The 24,447-nt window shown below is 66.2% G+C and carries 15 protein-coding genes and 21 tRNA genes; 1 reads left to right on the top strand and 35 read right to left on the bottom strand.

What is annotated here, in order from left to right; all coding sequences use genetic code 11:
- Positions 1 to 64: 64 nt before the first annotated feature.
- The 23 genes from BSF38_RS05890 to BSF38_RS05975 all read right to left on the bottom strand — a co-directional run bounded on the left by BSF38_RS05890 (position 65) and on the right by BSF38_RS05975 (position 5,001).
- Positions 65 to 1,858: a S26 family signal peptidase gene (locus BSF38_RS05890; protein ID WP_076343900.1), complete on the bottom strand. Its 1,794-nt coding sequence runs from the start codon at positions 1,856 to 1,858 to the stop codon at positions 65 to 67.
- A gap of 229 nt (positions 1,859 to 2,087) precedes the next feature.
- Positions 2,088 to 2,173, bottom strand: a tRNA-Ser gene (locus tag BSF38_RS31085).
- A 7-nt stretch (positions 2,174 to 2,180) separates the two neighbouring features.
- Positions 2,181 to 2,744 (bottom strand): GNAT family N-acetyltransferase, encoded by a 564-nt coding sequence (locus BSF38_RS05895; RefSeq protein WP_076343902.1) that lies wholly within the window; start codon positions 2,742 to 2,744, stop codon positions 2,181 to 2,183.
- Positions 2,745 to 2,869: 125 nt separating this feature from the next.
- Positions 2,870 to 2,957 (bottom strand) — tRNA-Ser (locus BSF38_RS31090).
- 25 nt (positions 2,958 to 2,982) lie between these two features.
- Positions 2,983 to 3,054, bottom strand: a tRNA-Ala gene (locus BSF38_RS05900).
- A gap of 19 nt (positions 3,055 to 3,073) precedes the next feature.
- Positions 3,074 to 3,145 (bottom strand) — tRNA-Val (locus BSF38_RS05905).
- 10 nt (positions 3,146 to 3,155) lie between these two features.
- Positions 3,156 to 3,229: transfer RNA gene (locus BSF38_RS05910), tRNA-Leu, on the bottom strand.
- A 115-nt stretch (positions 3,230 to 3,344) separates the two neighbouring features.
- Positions 3,345 to 3,426 (bottom strand) — tRNA-Tyr (locus BSF38_RS31095).
- Between the two features lie 27 nt (positions 3,427 to 3,453).
- Positions 3,454 to 3,528 (bottom strand) — tRNA-Asp (locus BSF38_RS05915).
- A 40-nt stretch (positions 3,529 to 3,568) separates the two neighbouring features.
- A tRNA-Leu gene (locus BSF38_RS05920) sits at positions 3,569 to 3,642 on the bottom strand.
- 5 nt (positions 3,643 to 3,647) lie between these two features.
- Positions 3,648 to 3,722: transfer RNA gene (locus BSF38_RS05925), tRNA-Gln, on the bottom strand.
- Positions 3,723 to 3,765: 43 nt separating this feature from the next.
- A tRNA-Gln gene (locus BSF38_RS05930) sits at positions 3,766 to 3,836 on the bottom strand.
- Position 3,837: 1 nt separating this feature from the next.
- A tRNA-Gly gene (locus BSF38_RS05935) sits at positions 3,838 to 3,908 on the bottom strand.
- A 12-nt stretch (positions 3,909 to 3,920) separates the two neighbouring features.
- Positions 3,921 to 4,004, bottom strand: a tRNA-Ser gene (locus BSF38_RS31100).
- An 18-nt stretch (positions 4,005 to 4,022) separates the two neighbouring features.
- Positions 4,023 to 4,102: transfer RNA gene (locus tag BSF38_RS05940), tRNA-Asn, on the bottom strand.
- A gap of 36 nt (positions 4,103 to 4,138) precedes the next feature.
- A tRNA-Thr gene (locus tag BSF38_RS05945) sits at positions 4,139 to 4,210 on the bottom strand.
- Between the two features lie 12 nt (positions 4,211 to 4,222).
- Positions 4,223 to 4,295, bottom strand: a tRNA-Lys gene (locus tag BSF38_RS05950).
- Between the two features lie 31 nt (positions 4,296 to 4,326).
- Positions 4,327 to 4,397 (bottom strand) — tRNA-Ile (locus BSF38_RS05955).
- A gap of 49 nt (positions 4,398 to 4,446) precedes the next feature.
- A tRNA-Lys gene (locus BSF38_RS05960) sits at positions 4,447 to 4,518 on the bottom strand.
- Positions 4,519 to 4,603: 85 nt separating this feature from the next.
- Positions 4,604 to 4,676, bottom strand: a tRNA-Pro gene (locus tag BSF38_RS05965).
- 44 nt (positions 4,677 to 4,720) lie between these two features.
- Positions 4,721 to 4,793 (bottom strand) — tRNA-Trp (locus BSF38_RS31105).
- A 23-nt stretch (positions 4,794 to 4,816) separates the two neighbouring features.
- Positions 4,817 to 4,888 (bottom strand) — tRNA-Glu (locus BSF38_RS05970).
- 41 nt (positions 4,889 to 4,929) lie between these two features.
- Positions 4,930 to 5,001 (bottom strand) — tRNA-Phe (locus BSF38_RS05975).
- 452 nt (positions 5,002 to 5,453) lie between these two features.
- Here BSF38_RS05975 and BSF38_RS05980 point away from each other — a divergent pair.
- On the top strand, positions 5,454 to 5,852 hold the full coding sequence (locus BSF38_RS05980; RefSeq protein ID WP_145951990.1) for a VanZ family protein: 399 nt from the start codon (positions 5,454 to 5,456) through the stop codon (positions 5,850 to 5,852).
- A 4-nt stretch (positions 5,853 to 5,856) separates the two neighbouring features.
- Here BSF38_RS05980 and BSF38_RS05985 read toward each other — a convergent pair whose 3' ends face one another.
- From BSF38_RS05985 to nuoD, 12 genes are all read right to left on the bottom strand, one after another.
- Positions 5,857 to 10,167 (bottom strand): serine/threonine-protein kinase, encoded by a 4,311-nt coding sequence (locus BSF38_RS05985; RefSeq protein WP_168189316.1) that lies wholly within the window; start codon positions 10,165 to 10,167, stop codon positions 5,857 to 5,859.
- A gap of 254 nt (positions 10,168 to 10,421) precedes the next feature.
- Positions 10,422 to 12,026 carry an NADH-quinone oxidoreductase subunit N gene (locus tag BSF38_RS05990; protein ID WP_076343908.1) on the bottom strand — a complete coding sequence of 535 codons (1,605 nt, stop codon included), beginning with the start codon at positions 12,024 to 12,026 and terminating at the stop codon, positions 10,422 to 10,424.
- A 47-nt stretch (positions 12,027 to 12,073) separates the two neighbouring features.
- Positions 12,074 to 13,747, bottom strand: coding sequence for a complex I subunit 4 family protein (locus BSF38_RS05995; protein ID WP_076343910.1), 1,674 nt, complete (start codon positions 13,745 to 13,747; stop codon positions 12,074 to 12,076).
- Positions 13,748 to 13,843: 96 nt separating this feature from the next.
- Positions 13,844 to 15,856 (bottom strand): NADH-quinone oxidoreductase subunit L, encoded by a 2,013-nt coding sequence (gene nuoL / locus BSF38_RS06000; RefSeq protein WP_076343912.1) that lies wholly within the window; start codon positions 15,854 to 15,856, stop codon positions 13,844 to 13,846.
- 70 nt (positions 15,857 to 15,926) lie between these two features.
- Positions 15,927 to 16,406: an NADH-quinone oxidoreductase subunit NuoK gene (gene nuoK / locus BSF38_RS06005; RefSeq protein ID WP_076343914.1), complete on the bottom strand. Its 480-nt coding sequence runs from the start codon at positions 16,404 to 16,406 to the stop codon at positions 15,927 to 15,929.
- A 70-nt stretch (positions 16,407 to 16,476) separates the two neighbouring features.
- Entirely contained in the window at positions 16,477 to 17,361 is an 885-nt protein-coding gene (locus BSF38_RS06010; RefSeq protein ID WP_076343916.1) for an NADH-quinone oxidoreductase subunit J family protein, read from the bottom strand.
- 74 nt (positions 17,362 to 17,435) lie between these two features.
- Positions 17,436 to 18,020 (bottom strand): NuoI/complex I 23 kDa subunit family protein, encoded by a 585-nt coding sequence (locus tag BSF38_RS06015; protein WP_076343918.1) that lies wholly within the window; start codon positions 18,018 to 18,020, stop codon positions 17,436 to 17,438.
- A 72-nt stretch (positions 18,021 to 18,092) separates the two neighbouring features.
- Positions 18,093 to 19,136, bottom strand: a complete 1,044-nt coding sequence (nuoH, locus tag BSF38_RS06020) for an NADH-quinone oxidoreductase subunit NuoH (RefSeq protein ID WP_076343920.1) — start codon at positions 19,134 to 19,136, stop codon at positions 18,093 to 18,095.
- Positions 19,137 to 19,234: 98 nt separating this feature from the next.
- Positions 19,235 to 20,983, bottom strand: a complete 1,749-nt coding sequence (locus tag BSF38_RS06030; protein ID WP_083712723.1) for an NADH-quinone oxidoreductase subunit G — start codon at positions 20,981 to 20,983, stop codon at positions 19,235 to 19,237.
- A gap of 127 nt (positions 20,984 to 21,110) precedes the next feature.
- On the bottom strand, positions 21,111 to 22,520 hold the full coding sequence (gene nuoF / locus BSF38_RS06035; RefSeq protein ID WP_076343922.1) for an NADH-quinone oxidoreductase subunit NuoF: 1,410 nt from the start codon (positions 22,518 to 22,520) through the stop codon (positions 21,111 to 21,113).
- Positions 22,521 to 22,585: 65 nt separating this feature from the next.
- A complete protein-coding gene (locus tag BSF38_RS06040; RefSeq protein WP_076343924.1) occupies positions 22,586 to 23,122 on the bottom strand; it encodes an NADH-quinone oxidoreductase subunit NuoE family protein in 537 nt (178 codons plus the stop codon).
- A 59-nt stretch (positions 23,123 to 23,181) separates the two neighbouring features.
- Positions 23,182 to 24,402 (bottom strand): NADH dehydrogenase (quinone) subunit D, encoded by a 1,221-nt coding sequence (nuoD, locus tag BSF38_RS06045; protein WP_076343926.1) that lies wholly within the window; start codon positions 24,400 to 24,402, stop codon positions 23,182 to 23,184.
- Positions 24,403 to 24,447: the final 45 nt, after the last annotated feature.

Consider the following 24,447-nt stretch of genomic DNA (forward strand, 5'->3'; position numbering starts at 1 on the left):
ACGTACTGTCAAGCCGTCGGTTTCCACGGCGTTTTCGGGTTGGAGGACGCATCCGGGCTTGGAATTAATGTATCCAGCGGACCTCTTCAAGGTTAGGTCGAGCGGGCAGGCGAAGATCGGGGCCGAGCCGGAACTTCGGCCAGACCGGCTGAAAATGCGGCCAGTAGACCGAAAACGCCCGGCCCGTGATCAGGGCGCGCGGGACCTCCCAGCTCTCGCGGCCGGAACCGTCCCAGCCTCGTTCCGGGTCGTTGGGCGTCGTCTGATCGGCTCGCCCCCAGGCCCGGCTGTCGCGGCTCCACGGGCTGTTGTCCCCCAGCATCATGTACCGCCCGGCCTCGATCGCGAACTCCCGGGGCGCACGCCAGTTCAGATCCGCATAGCGCCCGGGGTCGGCGAGGAGGTCGAAGAACACCCGGGGATTCCCGCCGTAATACAGCAGGAGGTCGTCGGCGTCGGGCTCGCCGGGGTTCTGGGTGTAGTAGAGGTCGCGCTTGAGCACGAGCCCGCTGACCGCAAGCTCGGCGTTCTGGACGCCGATTCGCGCCGGTTCGAGGTCGTCGACCGTCGGTCTGAGGAACGTCTCGCCGTCGGTCGACTGGTACGCGCGGCCGTCGCCGAACGGGAGTTTTCCGTCGACCCAGAGCGTGAGGCGGTCGTCGACGTTGGCGAAGACCACCTGGTAGGCGCCCTTGGCCTTGATCGGGGTGGCGGCCGGCTCGCCGAGCGGTTCATCGCCGTGGAACAGGCGGGCTTCGCCGCTCGCAAGGTCGATCTCGCAGTGATTCGGGGTTCCGGCCTCGATCAGTTCGATCCGCAGCCGGCCCGAGGCCTCGACGACGTCGATCGTCAGGGACAGGGTCAGATCGCCGACCCAATGCGGCTGGAACCAGGCCCGCGACGCGGGCCGGGGATGCTGGAGCGATTGCGGCGTGAGGTCGGTGTTGAACGATGAGAAGTCGGTGACCAGGCTCGCCCGGGGCGGGGTCAGGAGGTCGTGCCCGGCGCGGATCGCCTCCCATTGCTCGGGGTCGGGGACGATGTGCCGGTATCGAAGTTCGCGCCAGCCTTCCGACCGGCCGGCGGCGAATGTGCCGGGCGTCGGCTCGCTCCACGAGTCGGTGACTGAGGGGGCCCATCGCCGCCATCGGGGGTCGTCTCGCAGCGACGTCGCTCGGTGGGCGTCGTCGTAGACGGGCACCTGCACCTGAAGCTGCTGGATGGGTGGGCGATTCAGGCGTTCGCGCGGGGCGTTCTCGGCAAGATCGCGACGCCAGAGGTCGCCCTGGTGGATGCGGAGCACTTCACCCGGCATTCCCACGAGTCGCTTGATGTAGCGGACCTCGGCAGGGTCTTCCGGCAGCTTGAAGACGGTGACGTCCCACCGCTTGGGCTCGACCTTTCCCGCGGCTGGCAGGAACGGGAGTTCGGTCCCGGCCTTCACCGTATAGATGCGATCGCCCGCGAAGCTTGGCTCGCCGTCGACCTTCGCGGTGAACCGGCAGTTCTCGCAGGTGCCCCACGTCACGCGGAGCCCGGTCTTGGCGCCCATCCCGCTCGATTCGGCCTCGCAGTCGGCGTTGACCTGGTAGACGAAGCCGCACTCGGGGCAGGTGATTTCCTTGTGCCGACCCATCAGCGTCGGCGCCATCGACCCCGTGGGGATCACGAAGCCTTCCGCCTCGAAGCTCCAGATCAGGAACCCGATCAGGACGACGACGAACGACTCGACCGACTCGCGGCGGTTCCGCCGGCTCGCGAGCCGCGCAGCCTCCGCACTCGGAGCCTGTTCGCCGGTCCGGGAAGTCGACGACGATTGGGGCGCGCGAACCGCCAGCGCTGGGGTTTCTCGTTTCATGGAAGTACTTCGTAAGCTCCGCGCCGAGATTTCGAGGACTTCCTGAAAGAATAGCACGACGAGCCAGGCTCGGATATCCATGTCCTTGCGCGGCCGCCCGAACCCGTTGCCTCGCCTACGGAAAGAGCGTCCTCGCCAGGAGTCGAACCTGGTCTACGACCTTCGCAAAGTCGCGTGCGGAATCCGTCACACTCCGAGGACATGAATGGCGATCCAGCCGATCGCGCAGCGGAAGGGGCGGGAGTCGAACCCGCAAGGCTTGTGAGGCTCGCCCGTCTTCCAAACGGGTCCCGTCGCCGGTCGGGTGGCCCTTCCGAGGTCGTCAGAGAGATCGATCGCGGGCGCCGGAGTCCGCCTCTTCCGGTTTCGCTCCGATCCGCTTCCAGTAGAGCTTGGTTGCGGTCAGACCTCCGTGCGGCTTCAAGGCGTAGTCGGGGATCGTACCCGCCAGGACGAACCCCAGCTTCTCGTACAGCCCCGACGCTCCGTCCTCGGCGGCGGTGTCGAGCACCAGGAGCGTGCGCGCCCGCTGCGCGGCCAGATCCTCGGCCGCCCGCATCAAGGCCGTCGCTACGCCCCTGCCCCGATGGCTCGGGCGGGTCATCACCTTGGCGATCTCGGCCCGGTGCGGCTGGTTGGGCGGGCAGTTGAGCAGCAGGGTCACCGTGCCGACCAGGACCTCGCCTCCCCAGGCGCCCAGGACGATTCGTTCACCCCGGGCCGCCGCCGCCAGGGCGTCATCCCAGAAGGCTTCCGCCGTCTCCGGCTCCAGCGGGTGCATGAAGCTGACCGATCCACCATTCGCGACCACCTCGATCAGGATTTCGCACAGCATTTCGCGGATTTTCGGCGAGGCGCTCAAGGATCGGATTTCGATCTCGGACATGGCGGCTGACCCCGGGCGAGAACGGCGAGATAAGTGGAACACAGGGAGGGCTCGTTGGCCAGAGAACAGCGATATATCTTGTGAAGTGGATGCATATCGTTCAAGTGGTTTGGGCGTAGATTGAGCGGAAGGCGAGGGAGTCGAACCCTCACACCCCAGGCGAGGCGCACTCTTTAGCAAAGAGGCCCGGCGAGCCGTATCCGGCTGCCTTCCGTCCTTCATCCGAAGCAAACCCAAGTGGACCGGCCGGGGAATCGAACCCCGATCTCCTGGGTGCAAACCAGGCGTCTTCCCGTTGGACCAGCCGCCCATGGTCGAACAACTTCGAGTCGTCCCGGAGGGAATCGAACCCCCCTTCCCTCTTTGTAAGAGAGGAGTCGTAGCCGCTGGACCACGGGACGGACGTTGGAGTAGCACGGGAGGGAGTCGAACCCACAAACACCAGGCTCTCGACCTGATCGCTTTGCCAGTTTGCGTACCGTGCCGTCGATTGCGAGTCCCAGGCCCCGGTGACGATCCGGGAGGGCCAGCCTTATGAGAGCCGGCTGGGCGCCCGCCACGCCTGGGCAGACGTTGATGCTTCGTTGCGAAGGGAACCAGTGCGTCGAGCAGGACTCGAACCTGCAATGCCCGAGGACGGGTGGGTTACAGCCACCTGGGCGCTCCTTTGCCCAGCCGACGCGTTCTCGCGACGTCGCCTTGCGGCGAGCGCCCCTGGCGGGATTTGAACCCGCGGCCTCCACCTTGACAGGGTGGCGAGCACTCCAGGCTGCTCTACAAGGGCGTTCTTCCTTCAAATCGCGGCCGACACGCGCCGACCGCGATGGCTCAGGAGGGAGTCGAACCCTCAGCATCTCTCGTTCTGAGCGAGAGTGGTCTGCCTGTTGCCTACCGAGCCGCGAGTTCCGGGGGCTGGAATCGAACCAGCGACCTCCACGTTCAGAGCGTGGCGTCACGACCAACCGCAACTGCCCCGGAGTGATTAAAATATTAAAGCATGTGGATAAATATCGGCCGTCAGTTCGGGAAGGAGGATTCGAACCTCCACCGCCTGATTCAAAGTCAGGGAGCCTACCGTTAGCCGATTCCCGAGAGTGGCCCGAGGGAGTCGAACCCTCCTGTTCGGTTTGGAAGACCGACGCCTGACCGCTCGGCCAGGGCCACTTGAACATCGAGCGGAAGGAGAGGGAGTCGAACCCTCAAGGCTGTTCGCTCGTCCGATTTCGAATCGGGTGCCGTCGCCCATCGGCTTGCCATTCCGTTTCGTTCCTCGATCAGCTCCAGGGGAGGGACTCGAACCCCCACGCCAAAGGCGCCTCATTAACAGTGAGGTGCGGCTACCATTTCGCCACCCTGGACCATTTCGTCGTCGCCGAATTGCCAAAGAAACCGAGAGCACCGGGTGGGCCTCGAACCCACGTCGCCGCCTTACGAGAGCAGTGTCTTGCCGACTAGACCACCAGTGCGAAACAGAACGGTGGGACCAGAGGGGCTCGAACCCTCACCCGCCTGGTTAAGAGCCAGGTGTGCTGCCGCTAACACCTTGGTCCCGCATGATCGTCGTCCCTCCCTCGAATCCGAATCGGCCCGAAAGGAATCGAACCTCCGTCGCCCGGTTATCAGCCGAGTGCTCTCCCGCTGAGCTACAGGCCGGTTGAAAGCATCTATGAAGGAGCGAATCAACACGCGAGCGGTTGTACAATGGGGTCGGAGGGATTCGAACCCCCACCTCCCGGCTTAAGAGGCCGATGTGCGGCCGTTACACCACGACCCCGAACGTCGCGCCGAAGCACCGAGACGGGTCGAGGTTTGAAGGCTTTTTGGTCCATGACATTCTCCTGTCTCTTCTTGCGACTCAGTCGGGACGGCCGGGTTCGAACCGGCGATCTCCTGTTCCCAGGACAGGCGGATTACCAACTTTCCTACATCCCGATTGGGACGGCCTCGGCGAATCACCGAGCTGAAGACCGTCGCAGCACGACCGGCAGGATTCGAACCCGCGAGACGGCGGTTTTGGAGACCGCCCGCGCTCCCAGTCGCCCCGGTCGTGTCGGTTTCCATGACGCCGCAAGCAGCCCGTGAGGGAGTCGAACCCTCCTCTCCGCCTTGAAAGAGCGGTATCCTCTCCGCTAGACGAACAGGCCGTCGGTTCGGTTCGGCGCGGACGATGGCCGTGGCCGACCAGTGGGCCGGGTGGCGCTCGAATCCACCTCTCCACCTTTTCAGAGTGGCGCTAGACCGTCTCAGCTACCGGCCCGTAAACACAAAAAGCCCGGCGTCGCGACGCCGGGCCTCGATGGGTTCCCTGGCAGAGGAATCCCGATCGGGCGTCAGCGTCTCAGGGGAAGGCGGTTGTCGCGCTGGGCGTTCGCATACGATTCGACGTACGCGGACGACGGCTTGGACCACCCGATTCCGAATTGTTCTTGAGACCGACGCGAATCCATGATTCAGCTCCGTTCCGGCGATCGAGAGTTCGATCGTTTCGGCGGCTTCAGAACGCCTCGCCGCGCACACTTCTAGAGACGCATGGCGTCGGGACTATGTTCGCGCTCGCTCGGTGGTATTTTTTCGACGAGGCTCGCGAGCGGGAAATCCGACCCGTAGGTATGATGATAGCAGTCGATCGGGTGACGTCCGGGCGCGGACGAGCACGAATCCGCGGGCCGAGGACGGTTCGCGGGAAAGAGGCGATGGAGAGGATCGAACATGCGATGGTGGTTGACGGCGGCAGTGTTCTGGACTCTTCTGATCATGGCGGTGTGCTGGCTTCCGATGCCCATGTTTCCGATAGGGACCGGCGGTGAGCATCCCAAGAGGTTTCCGCATCTTGACAAGGCCGTTCACGCGGGCATCTTCGTCGTATTCGGCCTGCTCTGGCTGCGCGTGATTCCCGGGCCACGTCGGTTTCTCGTGGTCGTGGCCGCTGGCGCGGCGCTGGCCGCGATCACCGAGTGCGGGCAGAACCTGCCGATCATCGGCCGCGACGGCGAGCTGGCCGACGGCCTATTCGACGTACTCGGCGTGTTTCTGGCCTATCCGCTCGCGACGTTCCTCTTTCGCCGCGTGCGCGATAAGCAGCCGGTGGTTTCAATGACGCGCGCGTGACGCTTCAAAAACTGGTGTCGATCTCGCCCGAGACGATCCGGGAGAAGCCGGGGGCGGCCATCTGAGCCCAGAATTCGGGCGCGGCGATTCCGAACGCCTTCATGCGCTCGATGATCGATTCGGCCTGGAGCCGACCCTGTTCGCCGCCGTGGATCTCGGCCGATCGCAGTCGCATGACGCATTCAAGGAGGAGCATGTCAGACTTTGCGTACGCGCGCGCCGCCTCGCCAAGCTCATGCAAGGCCGTTGCGGCGTCCTTCCGGCATGCGGCGACGCCGGCTCGAAGGAAGTGAACGTGACCCTCGCACCAGCACGGGGGCTCTCGGTCGAGCCGGCGGATCTGCCGCTCGACGACATGCAGATACGGCTCGGAATTCGGGCACTGCTCGGCGTTCGCCAGGGCCGTCCGCGCCCGCAGTTCGTTCATCTGGATGCGGATCATCTGGATGCGTGGAAGCGTCGACCGCGCGAAGTCGGGCCAGACCTCCTCGATTCGCGTCCAGGCGTCCTCGACTCGGCCCTTGTAAAGTTCGTAATGGACCACCGAGCGAACAACCGAGACGTGTTGGACCGTGAAACCACAGATCGGCCATCGGCCGGCCATCGCGTCGAGTCGTTGGTCGACGCCCTCGGAATCGTCGTTCGCGATCCGGATCGCGGTCTGGAAGAAGTTCGTGAGGGCGGTGGCCGCGTAGAGGTCGCCACGGTCCTGCGCCTCGCGCTGGAGGGTCGCGAAACGCTGCTTGATGGCGCTGAGTTCGCCCATGTTGTACAACGCCCACAGGGACAGGATGTGGACGGTGTCGAGTTCCCAGGTTACGCCGGTGCATCGGTTCCGAAATTGCGTCTCGGCGTCCTGAAACGAGAGTTTGGCCCGCCGCCATTCGCCCATCAAGAGGAAGCCCACGCCCTGGACCATGGCGATGATGCCGCGCGCGTGCGGCGAATCGATCCGCCCGGCCAGGTCGTCGGCGACGGCGATCAGGCGGTCGACGCGTCGAGCCGCGGAGCGGCCGGCCGTCGCGACGTGCGCGGCTTCCATGGCCAGGGCGCGCGCGATCCGGTACGGCTCTCCCGCCCGAAGGGCGAGCAACAGTCCCTGGGTCTGGAAATTCGCGCCCAGGATCGGATCGATCACGCTCAGCCCGGCGACGGCCGACCAGCAGACGTCGATCTGCGCGAGCGTCTCGGCGGAGACCAGAGACTCGCTGCGCGGTCGAAAGCGAATCCCTCGGAGGCGAAGCCTGCCGCGCCGCCACGCGAGGGACAGGAGCGCCAGCCGGGGGCTGCTCGGCATGCTCAAGCCCAGGGGTTTCAGGATCGTACGGAGGAGGGTCATCCCTTCGTCGACGTGCCCGCTAATGAGGAACTGCGACGACGCCAGCCGTTTGAGGTCGAGGTTCTCGGCGGCCGACGCCGACTCGGCGGCTTCGAGGTAGACCGTCGCGGCCTCGGCTCCGCGCCCCGCGTTGGCCAGGGCGTCGCCCAGACGGACCTGGAGCCGTCGCGTGTCGGCGGCCCCGGCGGTTCCGAGTTTGAGCGCCGTCCGGTAGAGCTTCGCGGCGTGGTCGAACGCCAGCGCGTCGGCGGCCTTGGCGGCGGCGGTCGCGTAAAACGCCCCGGCGCGCGACGTCTCGCCCGCGCCCCGAAGATGCACCGCCAGGATCTCGGGGTCGGCCTCGCCCGCGGCCTCGTAAGCCCGGGCGAGGCCCGAGTGGCACCAGGCGAGGCGCTCGGGCGCGATGTGGAGGAGAACCGTCTCGCGGATGCGGTCGTGGTAGACTTCAATCTCGTCGCTCGACTCGACGTTCTTGCCGCGCACCAGCCGCGCCGACCGTAACGCGGCCAGGGCGACGCGGCCTGATGGGCCGAGCTCGCCGGCTTGAAACGCCAGTCCCTGATGGATCGGGCGGCCCGACACCGCCACCAGGTCGAGCAACCGGCCGGCGTCGTAGGGCTGGGACCGAATCCGAGCCAGGAGGACCGCGTCGAGATCCACGGAGCCGGGGCCAGCCGCGACCTCGACGGGCGTTCCCGCCTGGATGTGCTTGACCAGCTCGTCGATGAACAGGGGGTTGCCGGCCGACTCGCGCGCAACGAGATGCGCGAGCGCCAGGGCCGTCGGGTCGTCGCGGTGAAGCAGCGCCAGGGCCATCTCGCGAGCCTCGGTCAGTCCCAGGGGCTCGACCGCGAGGTCGTGGTGGTTCACGCCCGATCCGACTCGGTTCCGGCTCTGACGGAGGACCTGGAGGAATCGGCTGCTCTCCGCGTCCTCCAGCCGGAAGCTCGCGACGAACATCAGGACGGGCGGACCGGGCGAGTACAGCAGATCGGCCAGCAGCACCGCGCTGTCGACGTCTCCCCACTGAAGGTCGTCGATCACCAGCACCAGCGGATTCTTCGCGCCGATCCGAGTCAGAAGCTCGCGGAGGCCGGTGAACGCCCGGAGGCGAACCTCTTGCGGGTCGGGCAGCTCGGACGTTCCCCTTTCCGCCTCGGCCACCCCCTCGACCCCCCGAAGCACCGGGAAGATGCGGGCGAGATGGATCACGTCGGGCGGCAGGAGTGGTTTCAACACATGCGGAGGCAGGAACTTGAGGAATCGGACGAGCGAGTCGATCAGTGAGTCGAGCGCCTTGAACGGTACCGATTCTCGCTCGTAACACCGGCCGGCGAGTGCGACGGCCTCGCGCCGCTTCCCCATGTCTTCTAAAAACGCCCGCACCAGGGTCGTCTTGCCCGTCCCCGACTTGCCGTAAAGGAAGACCGTCTCGACGCGGCCGGACTTCATCGACTCGTAGGCCGACGCGAGAATCCGCCGGTGTCGCGATCGGCCGACGATCGACGCCGGCCGGTTCGGGTCGGAAGGATCGCCGACGGCGGGAACGCGGCCTCGAAGCCGGTCGAGGATCATCGGTCCCGTCGGCCTCTTTTCCGGTCTGCGATCGAGGAGGTCGCGGCAGAGGGACGCGAGGTCGGCTGGAAGGCCGCCGGTCAGTGCTTCCGGCGGCGCGGCGTCCCGAAGCTGCTTGTCGGCCATGACCGATTCGACGCTTCCCTCGAACGGCAAGCGGCCAGTGAGCGCCTGGTAGAGCATCACGCCGACGCTGTACCAGTCGCTGGCCGCCGACGCTTCGCGACCGGCCGATTGCTCGGGAGACATGTGCGCGGCGGTCCCCACGATCTGGCGGTCCGCGGGACCCTGGGGTTCGAGCGATTCCAGGTCGGCGGTCAGACCGAAGTCGAGCACGACAACCCGGCCGCCTTCCGTCACCAGCACGTTCGTCGGTTTGACGTCGCGGTGGAGCTTGCCGCAACAGTGCAAGTAGTGGACGCCGTTGGCGAGCTGGATCAAGGCGGCTCGCAATCGGTCTTCGCGGAACGACCAGGGGAGCGGCGCGCCGGCGCGTTCGTTGGGCGACCCCCGGGCGGTGGGATTGGCGCCGACGCGGACGTAGCTGAGGAAATCGATCCCTTCAACCAGCTCCATCGTGAAGAACCAGTGGTCTTCCACGGCGAACAACTGGAAGAGGCTCACGAGGTTGGCGTGGGCGATGTCGGACAGCGACCGGAATTCATGTTTGAATCGGACGAGCGCCTGGGGATCGACCTTGCGCATGGTCTTGAGCGCGACCATCTCGCCGCGCTCCTGGTCATAGGCTTCGTAGACCACGCCCATGCCTCCCGCGCCGATCCTTCGAACGAGCGTGAACCGCATCGCGTCGAGCTTGAGCCGGAGCGATTCGGCGTCGGACAAACTCTCGTGGAGGTCGTCGAGCGAGAACGAGCCCGGGGATTGCGAGCCGCCCGCGTAATCGGCGTATTGCGTCGGGTCGGCGACGGACGTGGGGCTTGCGGAAAGCGGCCTGGCCTCGCTCGCCCTCGGAGCTGTCGACGGCGTCGTCTTCTGGTCGGCCGCCTCGACGATCGTCGTCTCGTCGCCGTGGAACCGGCCCGCGACCTGGGGGGCGGCCTGGGAGAAACCCTCACCGCCGGCTTCGCCGCGGGTCGGCGCTTCGGCCCAGGCCGCGCGGAGCCGGCCCTTGCGGTCGCCTTCAATCAGGACGCGAACGAGATCGACTTGCACGGCGACGTCGGGCAACGCCTTGAGATAGGCTTTCAACGACAGGGGGCGGCCGATCCGCCAACGATTCCGCTGGTCGATCCGAACCACCTCGACCCGCTCGGACGCCGAAAGCTCCGACATCGAGCGGAGGAACGCGAACAGGTCGGGCGGAGCGTCGCTCGACTCCCACAGACTCCGAAACCGAGCCGTCGCCGACTCGTCCGTGTTGGCAGGTTCGCTCGTGGACATCGTCGCGCCGCGCCTCGTGACGTCACGGAGGAGAAGGGCCGCACCGACGGAAGCAAGTTCGAATCGAAGACTCATACGCACGGCGATCGATCGGCCTGACCGTCTGCAAACGGCCGCGCCGCCGAAACCGTGCGGCGGAAGTTGAACTGCGCGTAAGTTCAGTCTGCCGCAGTGCGACTATCGAGAGAGGCTGATCATGCAAGCGAGCGCGCCACGCAGAGTGGTCTCAAGCTTATACCGCGCTCGCCGCTCGATCAATCGTGAGCCAACCGCACGGGGGCGTTGGGACCGCCTTCGTGGGCGACGGGGGCGTCGTCGGCGACGACCGAATGGGTGGCCGCCGCGACCGCGGCCTGGCGGCAGGCTTCCGACACCGAGGCCGGAAACAGGCCGATCAGCAGCGAGAGCGAGGCGCAGGCACCGATGGCCAGGCCCACCGGCCAGCCTCCCGTTACCTTCAGCGGCTCACTGCCGACGGGATGCAGGTACATCAGCACGATGATCCGCAGGTAGTAGAACGCGCCCACGGCCGCGTTGAGCACGCCGATGATCGTGAGCATGTAGAACGCCCAGGCCTGATCGCCGCTCTGCGCCGAGAACGCCGCGGCGAAGATCTGGAGCTTGCCCCAGAAGCCAGCGAGGGGCGGGATGCCGCTGAGGCTGAGGAGGCAGACGGCCAGCGCCAGGGCCGGTAGGGGCTGCGATCCCAGGCCGGACAGCTCGTCGATCGTCTGGACCGAGCGGCCGTCGGGCCGCTTCAGCGCGATGATCACTCCGAACGCCCCCAGAGTCATCAGCGCATAGGCCGTGAGGTAGAAGAAGATCCCTTCCGAGCCGAAATAGAGCCGGCCCCCCTGGGCGTTGTTGGCGAACGCGGCCGTGACCCCGACCATCAAGTATCCGGCGTGGGCGATCGACGAGTACGCCAGCAGCCGCTTGAGGTCTCTCTGAAGCAGCGCGACGGCGTTCCCCAGCGTCATGGTGGCGGCGGCGATGATCCACGACAGGAGGATCGCCTTGGAGACCAGCGGGTCGATCGCCCCCTTCGCCGAGAGTACCGACGTCAGGACCCGGATGATCGCGACGAAGCCGATGACCTTCGGAATCCACGAGAGCATCGCGGCGATCACCGCGGGCGAGCCCTGGTAAACGTCGGGAGCGTAGAAGTGGAGCGGCACGGCGGCCACCCGAAAGCACAGCCCCGCCATGATGAATACCACGGCCACCACACCGATCGTCAGGTTCGGAAAGTTCGGCATCTCGCTGGCCAGGAGCGCGAGCGTCTTGAGATTGGTCGTCCCCGCCAGGCCGTAGAGAAAGGCCAGGCCGTAAAGCAACAGCCCCGAGGCGAAGACGCTCAGGTAGAAATATTTGGTCGCCGCCTCCTGGGTCGTCGCCGTTCGCCGCGAGAGGTACAGCAAGAGATAAGTCGGAATGCTGACCAGTTCGAGGCCCACGAACAGGAAGACGATGTCGTTGGATGCGGTCACCAGCATCGCCCCGGCCTCGATCATCAGCAACGCGCCGAAGAACTCCCCCGCCCGATCGTCGCTGGGCTCCTGGTGCCCGAGCGCGACGAGGATCAGCCCCGTCAGGATCAGCAGCAGCCGTGCGTAGAACGCCAGCGCGTCGTTGACCGCCGGGGCCGCGTAGAGGTCGGCGTGAACGCCTCGAAACGCCAGGAGAACCAGGAGCGACGCGACCAAGCCGACCGCCGCCAGCCCGGCCCACGTCCCTCGGGACAGGCGGACGAACGGCGAGGTGGTCATCATGGCGATCGCGACGGCCAGAAGCAGGATCTCGGGCGATACGATCAGGAGCGTTTGCTGGACCGTCTGATAGGCGAGCTGAAGCGTCATCTTCGGCTTTCCAAGCTAGGCGTGCGTTGTGCGTTGATGAATTCTTGTCAGTGGGCGCTGAGAGGTCGGGCCGCGACGGGCGGCGTTGCGGTCGCGACCGCCGGCGGCTGAATGGTCGTCGGAGCCGGCGCGATCGAATGGATCGCGGCCCGCTGGGCTTGCAGGTTCTGATTGGTGATCGCCACGGCCGGACGAATCCGCGCGAAGAACGGCTCGGGGAAGATCCCGATCCAGAGGATCAGGATCGCCAGAGGGGTCAGGCCGGCGATCTCGTGCCAGCCGAGCGGGCGGATTTCCGCGTGGCCGTCGCCGCCGTGCTCGTCATGGGCGGCCGGCTCGACGAGCGGGCCGAAGACCACCCGGCGGAGCATCAGCAGCAGGTAGAACGCCCCGAGGATCATCCCCAGCGTCGAGTACACGGCGGCTCGCGGGCTCTCGGCGAACATGCCCACGAGGATCGGGAACTCGCCGACGAAGCCGTTCAGCCCCGGCAGCGCGGCCGACCCCAGCGACGAGAAGATGAAGAAGAAGGCCAGCAGCGGCATCCGGTTCCAGATCCCGCCGATCTCGTTCATGCTCCGGGTGTGATACCGCTCGTAGAGCACCCCCACGCAGGCGAACAACGCGCCGGTGGTCAGGCCGTGGTTGAGCATCTGGATCACCGCGCCGTTCATCCCGGTCTCGTTGAGGGCGAGCATCCCCAGGACGATGAACCCCATGTGGCTGACCGAGCTGTACGCCACCAGCCGTTTCATGTCGGTCTGGGCCAATGCCGTGAGCGCCCCGTAGATGATGCCGACGACCGCCATCGTGGCCAGCAACGGGAAGAGCGCGACGGCCCCCAGCGGGGTCATCGCCATGTTGAACCGCATCAGCCCGTAGCTGCCGACCTTGAGCAAGACGCCGGCCAGGATGATCGAGCCGGCAGTCGGTGCCTCGACGTGGGCCAAGGGCAGCCAGGTGTGGAACGGAAACAGCGGCACCTTGATCGCGAACCCGGCCAGCAGCAGCAGGAAGATGAAGACCTGCGGGCTGGTCCACGAGTCGATCTGATACCACTCGGCCCACGGAAGCTTCGACAGCCCCTGGGTCAATTCGGGAATCGAAAACGTGAGGCGGTGATCGAGCGAGTGCTGCTGATGCACGACGACCAGGGCGATCACGCCCAGCAGCGTCAACAGGCTTCCCGCCAGCGTGTAGAGGAAGAAGTACACCGACGCCCGATTTCGGTCGGGGCCTCCCCACAGGCCGATCAGGAAGAACAGCGGGATCAGCGTGAACTCGAAGAAGATGTAGAAGAGGATCACGTCGAGGCTGGCGAACAGGCCGAGCAGCCCCGTCTCAAGCGCCAGCAGGAACGCGTAGTAAAGCGGCGCCCGGTCGGTGATCGACACCCACGACGACAGCACCGCTGTGATCATCAACACGGTGGTGAGCACGAACAGCCAGAGCGAGAGCCCGTCGAGCCCGAGCGCGAAGCGGATGTCGGGACGGGTCATCCACGACAACCCGTACGGCCCTTGCGCCGGCCCGTAAGCGAACTGTGGCGTGGTGACCGCCGGATCGAATCCGATCAGCAGGAGCACGCTGGCGGCGCAGGTCGCCAGGGAGACCCCCAGCGCGATCCGCCGCGCTCCGGAGGCGTCGAGGCCCGGCGCGGCGATCAGCACCAGGACGCCGATCATGGGGAGCAAAACGGTGATCGCCAGAAGTGTCGCCATCAAACCATCCTCGAAGCCGTCGTCTTCGAGCCGCCCCGGCTGCCGCTTCGCGGTCCGCCCGGCCGGCCCCCGTCGATATTGTGTTGTGTTCTCAGATCAGAGACAGAGCAGGATCACCAGCAAGACTACGACGCTCAGCGCCGAGACCGCCGCGTAGAACTGGATCAGGCCGTTCTGATAGCCCGCCAGGACGTCGCGGCCGAGCTTGCCGGGGACCTTGGCGATCCCCACGACCAGGCGGTCGACCAGCTCGACGTCCAGGATCTTCGAGCCCACCGCCGCGAACAGCACCACCTTCATCACCGTCCAGTGGTACAGTTCATCAATGTAGAACTTGTTGAGCGAGGCCAGATACAGCGGCCGGATGCTCGTCGCGATCCGCGCCGGGATCGGGCTCGGTTCGGCGTAGAGCTTGAAGCTGAGCGCGATTCCCGCCACCGCGGCGATCGTGCTGATGAACGCCGTCGCCCAACTGAAGGTGTGGTGGCCAGGGTGCAATTGCTCGAAGCCGTACGTCCCTTCGAGATGGTGCTCGAACCAGCCGGTCGCCCCGAATACGATGCCCGCGAGCGCCGCGCAGACGGCCAACGCGATCAGCGGATAGGTCATCACCGGTGGCGATTCCTCGCCGATGTGGTGGCCGTGGCCGTCGTCGTGACCGTGTCCGTGATCGTGGCCGCCCGCCTCGATCTTGGGGGCTTCGGGATCGTTGGGGCTGGGAAGCTTCTCGGGGCCCCAGAAGGTCATGAAGAACGCGCGCCCGGTGTAGAAGGCGGTCATGAACGCGGTGACGATCGCCGTCCAGTAGATGAGCGTGTAGACCCATCCCCAGCTCAGCCCCAGCTCGCGCGTCGCCTCGGGGGCCGATTCGAGGGCCAGGAGAATCTCGTCCTTCGAGAAGAACCCGGCCGTCGGGAAGATGCCCGCGAGCGCGAGTCCGCCGACGAGGAACGTCCAGTAGGTATAAGGCAGACGCTTCCGGAGCCCGCCGAAACGCCGCATGTCGATCACGTCGCCCATCGCGTGCATCACGCTGCCGGACGCCAGGAACAACAGGGCTTTGAAGAAGGCGTGGGTGAACAGGTGGAACATCGCCGCGACCAGCGCGAGCTTCGCAACGCCGCCGACCCCCGCGCCCAGGGCCATGAACATGTAGCCGAGCTGGCTGACCGTCGAGTAGGCCATCACCCGCTTGAGGTCGTTCTGCGTCAGGGCGATCGAAGCCGCCAGCAGGGCCGTCACGCAGCCGGTGATGCAGATGAGGAGCTGAACCCCCGGGGCCATCGCCACGAGCGGAGTCGACCGGGCGATCAGGTAGACGCCCGCCGTGACCATCGTCGCGGCGTGGATCAGGGCCGAGACCGGCGTCGGGCCTTCCATCGCGTCGGGGAGCCATACATAAAGCGGCACCTGCGCGCTCTTGGCGGTAGCGGCCCAGAACAGGAGCAGCGGAATCCCGATCCTCGCCGAGTCGGTCAGCCCGTGCAGGGTCGACTCGCTGAGCACGTTCGTGTAGCTGAGGTCATGGTTCGGGACGATCGCCCACATCCAGAAGATCGCGATCGCGAACCCGACGTCGCCCACCCGGTTGACCAGGAACGCCTTCATCGCGGCGGCCGCCGCCGACGGCTTGCTATGCCAGAAGCCGACGAGCAGGTAGCTGCACGCGCCCACGCCTTCCCAGAAGGCGTAGGTCAGCAGATAGTTGTTCGAGAGCACCAGGCCGGTCATCGAGAAGACGAACAGGCCGATGAGGGCGAAGAAGCGCGGATAGCTGGGGTCGCCGGCCATGTAGCCCGACGCGAAGACCGCGACGAGCGTCGAGACGAACGTGACCATCGACAGCATCAGCGTCGTCAGGCCGTCGACCCGGAACTCCAGGGGGACTTCGAGCGAGCCCGCCGAGAGCCACTTCGAGACCAGGACGGTGGTCTCGGAGCCGCACGAAGCCCACGCGCCCAGCGACATCAGGAAGGCCAGCGCGATGCCGACGACCACCGGCAGGGAGGCGTCGAACTTGAACCGCCGCGCCCCGACCGCGGCGACCGCCGCGCCCAGCAGCGGGAAGAACGGAATCAGCCAGATCCACCGCACGAAGAAACCCGCCACGTCGCCGCTCCTTGTCTCGCTTCGCTCTGACTCTTCGGTTGTTCGCGTCTCAGTCTCGGTCCGGGTCGACTCAGCGCCGGCGTTCCGTCCAGGACTGGACGGGGTGAGCCGGCTCGACCCCGGCCGGGGTGAGCTGAGGGTACGATTCGATCCCGGGGACGACTTCGATCGGCTCGGCCTCGGCGGCCTCGTCGATCGTCGCGACGCCCACGGTCGCCTCGCGGATGTCTTGCCAGAGCGTCACGTCGAGCGACGATCGGCGGTTGTACAGGACCACCACCAGGGCCATCGCGATCGACGCCTCGCAAGCGGCCACGGTGAGGATGACGATCGTGAAGACCTGGCCGGTCCAGTTGCCGTGGTAGCGGCCGAAGCCGACCAGCGAGAGTGCCGTGCCCTGGAGCATCATCTCGGCCGAGAGGAACATCACGATCAGGTTTCGCCGCGACAGGAACCCAAGCATCCCCAGGGCGAACAGCGCGGCGCCCACCAGCAGGTAGTTCCTGAGCAGATCGATGGTGAAGAGGTCGGGCGCTGGGAGGTCGGGCATGGCTTTTCCTAGCTAACGGGCTCTTTATTTTCGAGGGTCGGGCGCTGGGAGATCGGATCGACTCGACGGCTTAGACGCTGGTCCCGATCGGCTCGGGGTCGCCGGGCCGGACGGGCCGCTTCGGATTGGTGATCGCGACCGCCGCGATCAGGGCCGCGAACAGCAACGAGCCGGCCAGCTCGACCGTCAGCAGGTGGTCGGCGTACAGCGACTCGCCCAGGCCGGCGACATCCGGCTTCTCCTGCTTCGACTCGGTGTAGATCGACGAGGTCGATCGCAACGCGTGTGCGAGCGCGATCCGCTGCAGGTTCGTCGGGTGGAGTTGATGAACTTCGGCCAGCTCGCGGCCTCTCGGCAGGAACGTCTGCGGGTTGCGCGGCTGTCCCGGCGTGTTGGCGCCGACGGGCGCGAACCGGGTGTCGACGAGGCATACGACGAGGGCGCCAAGCAGCAGGAAGCACGTCAGAACCGCGGCGCCTGGGGTCCGGGCCGAGCGGTCGTAGACCGCCTTGCCTTCCATCTGGGCCAGCATGATCACGAACAAGAATGTGACGATGATCGCCCCCGCATAGACGATGACCGTCCCGGCGGCGAGGAACTGCGCCCCGGCGAGCAGGAACAGGCCGGCCGTCGAGAGCACCACCCCGGCGAACCAGAGGGCGCTGTAGATCGGGTTGCGGCTGGTGACCGTCATCACCCCGCAGCCGAGAGCGGAGGCGCTGAACGAGTAAAAGAAGACCGCCGAGAGCAGCTTGTCCAACTGGCTCAGGTCCAGATCGGCCGGCGCGCTCAGGAACGAGAGGAAGCCGACCAGCCCGAGGCCCGCGAGGACCGCGCCGGCGATGTAGACCGTCTGCGTCTTGGCCTGGCCGTGTCGGTGCGGGAGGAGCAGGTAGACGCCCCCCGCTCCGAGCAGGATGACAAAGGTCGTGAAGAGCATGGAGCCGGTGAACATGGGACTTCGTCGCCTGGGTTGGTTTCGCTGAAAATAAGGGCTCGGGGGTCGTTCCGCGATCGGCCTTGGGCCGGTCAGGCGATCGGCGAGTCGAGCAACTGGGTCTGGCCGGACGGGCCCGGCGGGGGCGTCGTGTATTTCATCGGCTCGGCGTCGCGGGTGGCGTCGAACACCGAGAGCAGCTTGGTCTTGTCGAAGATCATCTCTTCGCGGCTCAGGCCCGTCAGGTCGTAGAGCCCGGTCAGCTCGATCGCCTCGACGGGGCAGGCTTCCTCGCACATTCCGCAGTAGATGCACCGCAGCTCGTCGATGACGAAGCTCTCAGGGTACTTCTCGCGGTCGGGCCAGGTCTCCGGAGCCGTCGCGCCGACGATGTCGATGCAGTGCGCCGGGCAGGCCGTGGCGCAGAGCATGCAGGCGACGCACTTGGGCCGCCCTTCTTCGTCCTTGTTGAGCCGGTGCACGCCGCGATAGACCGGGCTGGGGACGTGCTGGACCTCGGGGTACTGGACCGTGATCGCCTTGTCCTGGAACGCCACGCCGAAGATGTGCCGGCCGGTCACCAACAGGCCCGCGGCAACTTGCGGAAGAAAGAAGCGGTCGGCGAGCGTCAGCTTCGGCGGCTCGAGCTTCTTGAGTTTCGGGTGGTCGGCTCGCACGGGACTAGGCTCCTTGATCGACCTTCGCGAATGAATACCGAGAATTCCAGGACCGTCGGAACAATCGAGGGTTCACACCCAGTAAGTGCGGATCAGTTGCACGATCGCCGCGGTGGCGACCAGGTTGACGAGCGCCAGCGGGATCATCGACTTCCACGCCAGGTCCATGAGCTGGTCGTACCGAAACCGGGGCAGCGTCCAGCGAATCCACATGATGAAGAGGATCACGAGCCCTACCTTGATCAGCAACACGCCGACCTTCACGATCGCGCTGATGAGGCCCGTCTGCTCGGCGTCAAGAAAGTACGGCAGGTCCCAGCCGCCGAAGAACAGGATCACGGTCAGGTAGCTGACGGTGATCACATGAAGATATTCGCCGAGGAAGAACATGCCGAACTTCATCGCCGAGTACTCGGTGTGGAACCCGCCGACCAGCTCCTGCTCCGACTCGGGCAAGTCGAACGGCAGCCGGTTGGTCTCGGCGAACGCGCTGACGAAGAACAGGATGAACCCCAGCGGCTGGACGAAAACCCCCCAGACGTGGCGGTCTTGCCAGTCGACGATCGTGCTCAGGTCGAGCGAGCCGGCGATCAGGACCATCCCCAGGATCGACATCCCCAGCGGCATCTCGTAGCTGATGAGCTGGGCGCTCGACCGCAGGGCGCCGATGAACGCGTACTTGTTGTTCGACGCCCAACCCGCCAGGATCACGCCGTACACGGCCAGGCTGCCGACCGCGAAGACGTAGAGGATGCCGATGTTGACGTTGGGGGCGATCTGGAAGTTGATGATCTGATCCGGGCCGACCGGCCCGAACGGCACGACGGCGAAGCCGATCATCGCGGCCGTGATCGCGATCCACGGAGCGAGGATGTACAGCGGCTTGGTCACGTATTTCGGTACCACGTCTTCCTTGAGCAACATCTTGGCACCGTCGGCCAGCGGTTGCAGCAGGGCGAACGGGATGCCGAACTCGCTTCCCGCCCGGTTGGGACCGATTCGGTCCTGGGCGTAGGCGGCCACCTTGCGCTCGACGAGGATCAAGTACGCGACGGTCCCTTGTGAGATCGCCACGACTATCAGGATCTTGAGAACGATTCCGATCACCAGCAGCATTTGAACGATCCTTACCGCGTTGCCCTGAAACCGTCCGCGACCCAAGGGAGATCTAGCTTATCACGTCCGCCCGAACCGTCCACCGGCCGTCATTCGACTCATCGCGACCGCGCGGCGCCCATCGGCGTGTACCAGGCGTCGACGAAGGCCGGCGGTTCGGCCTTCGACTGCCGAGCCTCCGCGTCGAGCGACACCCCCATCTCGGGCAGCTCGCCCCCCCCGGCCGCGGCGAACGCCGGGACCGACGCGGCGACCTGGGCCAGCACGTCGGCCGATCGGACGGGGCCGCCGGGCCGATTGAGCAAGATCGCGAACAGGTCGAGGTCCGGCAGCGAGCCGTCGCGGGGCGGCAGCGCGGCGCCGGAGTACTGGAGCCGGCCGTCGGCGTTGACGTAAGAGCCGGCCTTCTCGGCGAACGTCGCCCCCGCGAGCACCACGTCGGCCACGTGAGCCAGCGGCGAGACCTTCACGTCCTGGAGCACGATGAAGCCGACCTTCTCGCGAAGCGCGGCGCTCGACGCCTCGTCGATCCAGGGCTCGTCGGTCGCCCCGGCCGCGATGTAGAGCGCGCCGAACTCGCCCGCGGTCGCTCGCTTCGACAGCTCGGCGAAGTCGATGAGCGTTCCCTGGAAGTGTTCGAGGACCGCCCGCACGCCCCGCGCGTTGGGGGCCTTCTCGGCGTGAATCGTGAACGGCCGGGGCGCCAGGAAGCTTGTATCTCCCGACCGCCCCGTGCTGAGGTCGGGCTGGAAGGTCTGGTCGGCGCCTCGGATCGGCACCGGCCCCAGGGCCAGCACGCTCGACGCGCTCAGCTCCCGGAGGTAGCCGGCCATCAAGTAGGCCTCCTCGACCGTCAGGAACGGCGAGAGCACGCCGGCGATGGTCTTGCCCTCGACGACCGCCTGTTTGAGCCCTCGGTCGACGGCTTTCAGCGCCTCGTCGCTCGGGACGGCCGCGTGGTCGTTGCCCGTCTTGAGGTACATCGCGGCGAGCAAGGCGGGGTCGTTGGCGGGCTTGTAGCCGTAGCGGCCCTCGTCGCAGATCCAGTAGTCGTTGACGTGCGGGTTGTGCCGCGGCTTGATCCGCCAGATCCGCCCCTTGTTCTCCTCGACGCTGATGTTGCAGCCGGTCGAGCAGTGGGTGCAGACGGAGTCGTGCTTCGACAGGAACCAGGCGCGCTGCTTGTGGAGCGAGTCCTTGTCGAGCAGGGCACCGACGGGGCAGATGTCGACGACGTTGCCGGCCAGCGGGTTGGCGTCGAGGGTGACGCCGGGGAACACGCTGATCTCGGCGTGGTAGCCGCGACGCATCACCTGAAGCTCGGCCGTCTGGGTGATCTCGCGGGTGAACCGGACGCAGCGGGTGCACATGATGCACCGGTCCGAGTTGAGCTGAATCAGGTCGGAGACGTCCTTGCGCGGGTTGACGACGCGCTCCTCGACGAACCGGTGGACCGACTGGCCGTGCTGGAAGCTGTAGTCTTGCAGGCCGCACTCGCCGGCCTGGTCGCAGACCGGGCAGTCGAGCGGGTGGTTGAGGAGCAGCAGCTCCATGATCATCCGCTGATGCTCTTGCACCTGGGGGCTGTCGGTGACGAGCACCGTGCCGTCCCGCGCCGGCGTCTGGCAGCCGGGGACGAGCTTGGGCATCATCTTCACTTCGCCGGTCTTCGGGTCCTTGCTCCCGACCTGGACCTCGCACATCCGGCAGTTGGCGACCACCGAGAGCGCGGGGTGCCAGCAGTAGTAGGGGATCTCGACGCCGACCCGCTTGGCCATCTGGATCGCGTTGAGCTTCTCTCCCGGGGGGATCGGGTATTCAGTGCCGTTGATGATGATCGTCGCCATCGTTCGTTTCGATCCGTACCCTTGAGGAGGAAGGCTCGTTCGCTGGATTCTCGCCCGGAAACGCTTGCACCGGGCCCGCGATGGAGGGTCGAGCCCTCCCGTCCTGTTCGTCGGGAATCCGCCGGTTTTACACGCCGCGTCCGTCCGGAGCGTGCAGCGCCCGGGCCGGCGGCGGGCCGTTGAGGATCGGCAGTCCGCCGTTCGGCGACAGCTCGACGGGGCGGCCCTGCGCGATGCTGATTTGCAGCGGAGTCACCTGGGCGGCCGGCGACTGGTGGCTGCGGATGTAGTCTTCGAGCTCGCCGCGGAACTTGGTGACCGCGTTCTTGATCGGCCAGGCCGCTCCATCGGCGAGCCCGCAGATCGTCGTTCCGGGCATGATGCCGAGGTTGTTCGCCAGGTGGAGCATGACGTCGAGGTCTTCGATCCGCCCGCCGCCGGCCTTGATCCGATGGATCGTCTTCTCCATCCAGCCGGTTCCCTCGCGGCACGGCGTGCACTGGCCGCAGCTCTCGTGGGCGAAGAACCGGGAGGTGTTGAGCAGGTAGTCGATGATCGGCGTGTGGTCGTCGATCACCGTGACCGCCGCCGTGCCGAGCCCGAGGCAGCCGGGCTTGCGGAGGCTCTCGAAGTCGAGCGGCGTGTCGAGCTCGTCGGCCGACAGCAGGCCCATGCTGATGCCGCCGGGGACGGCCGCCTTGGCCTTCCGACCTTTCCAGACGCCGCCGGCGTGGACGTCGATCAGCTCGCGGCAGGTGACGCCCAGGGGCAATTCGACGCAGACCTGCTTCTCGACGTGGCCCGACACCGTGTACAGCTTCGGCCCGTAGCTCTTGGGCGTGCCGATCGATTTGAACCAGGTCGCCCCACGCTCGATGATGTGCGGCACGCAGCAGAGGGTCTCAACGTTGTTGACGACCGTCGGCTTGCGGAAGGCGCCTTCGATGGCCGGGAACGGCGGCTTGATCCGCGGCCATCCCCGCTTGCCTTCGAGGCTCTCGATCAGCCCCGTCTCCTCGCCGCAGATGTACGCCCCGGCCCCGCGGTGGACCCAGAGGTCGAGGTTGTAACCGCTGCCGTAGATGTTCTTGCCCAGGTGGCCGGCGGCCCTCGCCTCGGCGATCGCCTCTTCGAGGATCTTGTAGGCGTGAATGTACTCGAACCGCACGTAGAGGTAAGCCGTGGTCGCCTTGGTCGCGAAGCAGGCGATCAGGATGCCCTCGATGAGCTGGTGCGGGTCCTTCTCCATCAGGAACCGGTTGTTGAACGTCGCCGGCTCGCTCTCGTCGGCGTTGATGCACATGAGCGTTTCCTTCCGGTCCTTCGGAAGAAACGTCCACTTGAGGCCGCAGGGGAACCCCGCGCCTCCTCGACCGCGCAGCTCGGAGTCCTTGACGAGGTTGACGACCGCGTCGGGGGCCATGGTCGTCAACGCCTTGCGCGCCGCCTGGTAGCCGCCGCGCGATTCGTAGACCTTCAGCGTGTGGCTGTCGGCGATATTCCAGTTGCGGCTCAGGACGGGTTCAAACGTGGGCACGGCCGTATCGTCTCCAGGTCGTCAGCGGTCGAAGCGTCTGCCTTCGGGGCCGGTTGGTTCGGTTCTCACACGCGGGGAGGGTCGTCGCGGCGTCCGCGCTTCAGCTCGTCGAGCATCGCGTCGACCTTCGGCCCGTCGAGCGGTCCGAAGACCCGGCCGTCGTCGGCCAGGGCGGCGGGGGCGAAGTCGCAGATCCCCAGGCACTCGGCGAACTCGACCGTCAGCTTGCCGTCGGCCGTCGTCTGGCCCGACTCGATCCCCAGCCGGTCGCAGGCGTGTTCAAGCAGTTCGTCGCCGCCGCGGAGCATGCACGAGATCGACCGGCACATCCAGACCCGGACGTCGCCCAGGGGCGCTTGCGGGAAGAAGCCGTAGAAGCTCATCGTGTCGTGCACTTCCGCCGGCGTGATCTCAAGGATCTCGGCGATCTCGCTCATCGCCTGCAACGGCACGCACCGCAGGTGGGCGTGGACCATGTGCAAAGCCGGCAAGGTGGCCGCGCGCTTGCTCGGGTAGCGGGGGAAGAGCGCCCGGATCTTCTCCTTGAGAGGGTCGGTGAGGATCGCGATCCGCGGCGGTTGTATGGGCGCTTCGGCTGGCATCGAACGAGTATCCTTGCGTTCTGCGAATCGATGGGGTCCCGGGGACGACGCTCCCGAACTCAGCGGTCGAGCTCGGCGGCGATGATGCTCAGGCTCCCGAGGATCGCCACCACGTCGGCGAGCATGTAACCCTTGATCAGATGAGGAAAGACCGAAAAATGGATGAACGACGGCGGCCGTGTGCGGACCCGCCAGCCGAATTCGCTGCCGTCGGCGATCAGGTAGTAGCCCAGCTCGCCGTTGGGGCTCTCGATCGCCGCGTAAACCTCGTCCACCGGCGTCTCGAAGCCCCGGTTCGGCATGACCAGCTCGAAGTGCTGGATCAGCCCTTCCATGCTGTTGTAGGTCGTCAGCTTGTCGGGCAAGTTCAGCTTGTCGGCGATCGGCAGGTTCACCGGGCCGCCGGGGAGCTTCGCGAGCGCCTGTTCGAGGATGTGGTGGCTCTGCTGCATCTCTTCCATGCGGACCATGAACCGGGCCCAGCAGTCCCCCTCGGTGCAGTAGGGGACCTCGAAGTCCAGCTCGGGGTAGGCCAGGTAGGGGGCGTCCTTGCGGATGTCGAAGGTCACGCCGCTGCCCCTGGCGACCGGGCCGGTGCACGAGTAGGCGATCGCGTCGGCCTTGCTGAGGACGCCGACCCCCCGCATCCGGTCGAGGAAGATCCGGTTGCGGAACAGCAGCTTGCTCATGTCGGAGTAGACGGCCTGGAAGTTGTCCATGAACGTCCGAATCCGGCCCAGCACGCGGTCGTTGAAGTCGTAGAGGACTCCGCCGACCCGGGTGTAACCGGGGTGGAACCGGTAGCCCGACATCTCCTCATAGATGTCGTAGATCTGCTCGCGGAGGTTGAACGCGTAGAGGAACGCGGTGAACGCCCCGAGGTCGAGCGCCGCGGCCCCCGTGCAGAGCAGGTGGTCGGAGATCCGTGAGAGTTCGCCGATGATGACCCGGATGTATTGGCATCGCGGCGTCAGCTCGATCCCCATCAGCTTCTCGACCGTGTGGTGCCAGGCCACCTCGTTCATCGGCGGGCTGATGTAGTTCTTGCGGTCGGCGACCGTCACGTACTGGTTGAAGTTCAAGTGCTCGCCGAGCTTCTCGAACCCCGAGTGCAGGTAGCCGATGTCGGGCGTCGCCTTGACGATCCGTTCGCCGTCGAGCTCGAGGATCAGCCGCAGCGTCGTGTGCGTGGCGGGGTGCTGGGGACCGAAATTGAGCGTCCAGGTCGCCTGCTTGGCTTCGGTTTCCAGTTCGGGCTCGTCGAGCAGGGATGCCGGCATTGCGTCTCTCGAGTCTTGGTCTTGGAAGGATCGTTCGTCGGATCA

It is taken from the genome of Paludisphaera borealis, from assembly GCF_001956985.1.
Classification (GTDB): Bacteria; Planctomycetota; Planctomycetia; order Isosphaerales; family Isosphaeraceae; genus Paludisphaera; species Paludisphaera borealis.

Excerpts from the sequence above, each read along its gene's own strand:
- BSF38_RS05995 (WP_076343910.1), bottom strand. The coding sequence starts at position 13,747 with ATGGCGACACTTCTGGCGATCACCGTTTTGCTCCCCATGATCGGCGTC.
- nuoH (WP_076343920.1), bottom strand. The coding sequence starts at position 19,136 with ATGCTGCTGGTGATCGGAATCGTTCTCAAGATCCTGATAGTCGTGGCG.
- nuoK (WP_076343914.1), bottom strand. The coding sequence starts at position 16,406 with ATGCCCGACCTCCCAGCGCCCGACCTCTTCACCATCGATCTGCTCAGG.
- nuoD (WP_076343926.1), bottom strand. The coding sequence starts at position 24,402 with ATGCCGGCATCCCTGCTCGACGAGCCCGAACTGGAAACCGAAGCCAAG.
- BSF38_RS05890 (WP_076343900.1), bottom strand. The coding sequence starts at position 1,858 with ATGAAACGAGAAACCCCAGCGCTGGCGGTTCGCGCGCCCCAATCGTCG.
- BSF38_RS05985 (WP_168189316.1), bottom strand. The coding sequence starts at position 10,167 with ATGTCCACGAGCGAACCTGCCAACACGGACGAGTCGGCGACGGCTCGG.
- BSF38_RS05895 (WP_076343902.1), bottom strand. The coding sequence starts at position 2,744 with ATGTCCGAGATCGAAATCCGATCCTTGAGCGCCTCGCCGAAAATCCGC.
- BSF38_RS05980 (WP_145951990.1), top strand. The coding sequence starts at position 5,454 with ATGCGATGGTGGTTGACGGCGGCAGTGTTCTGGACTCTTCTGATCATG.
- BSF38_RS06010 (WP_076343916.1), bottom strand. The coding sequence starts at position 17,361 with ATGTTCACCGGCTCCATGCTCTTCACGACCTTTGTCATCCTGCTCGGA.
- BSF38_RS06040 (WP_076343924.1), bottom strand. The coding sequence starts at position 23,122 with ATGCCAGCCGAAGCGCCCATACAACCGCCGCGGATCGCGATCCTCACC.
- BSF38_RS06030 (WP_083712723.1), bottom strand. The coding sequence starts at position 20,983 with ATGGCGACGATCATCATCAACGGCACTGAATACCCGATCCCCCCGGGA.
- BSF38_RS05990 (WP_076343908.1), bottom strand. The coding sequence starts at position 12,026 with ATGACGCTTCAGCTCGCCTATCAGACGGTCCAGCAAACGCTCCTGATC.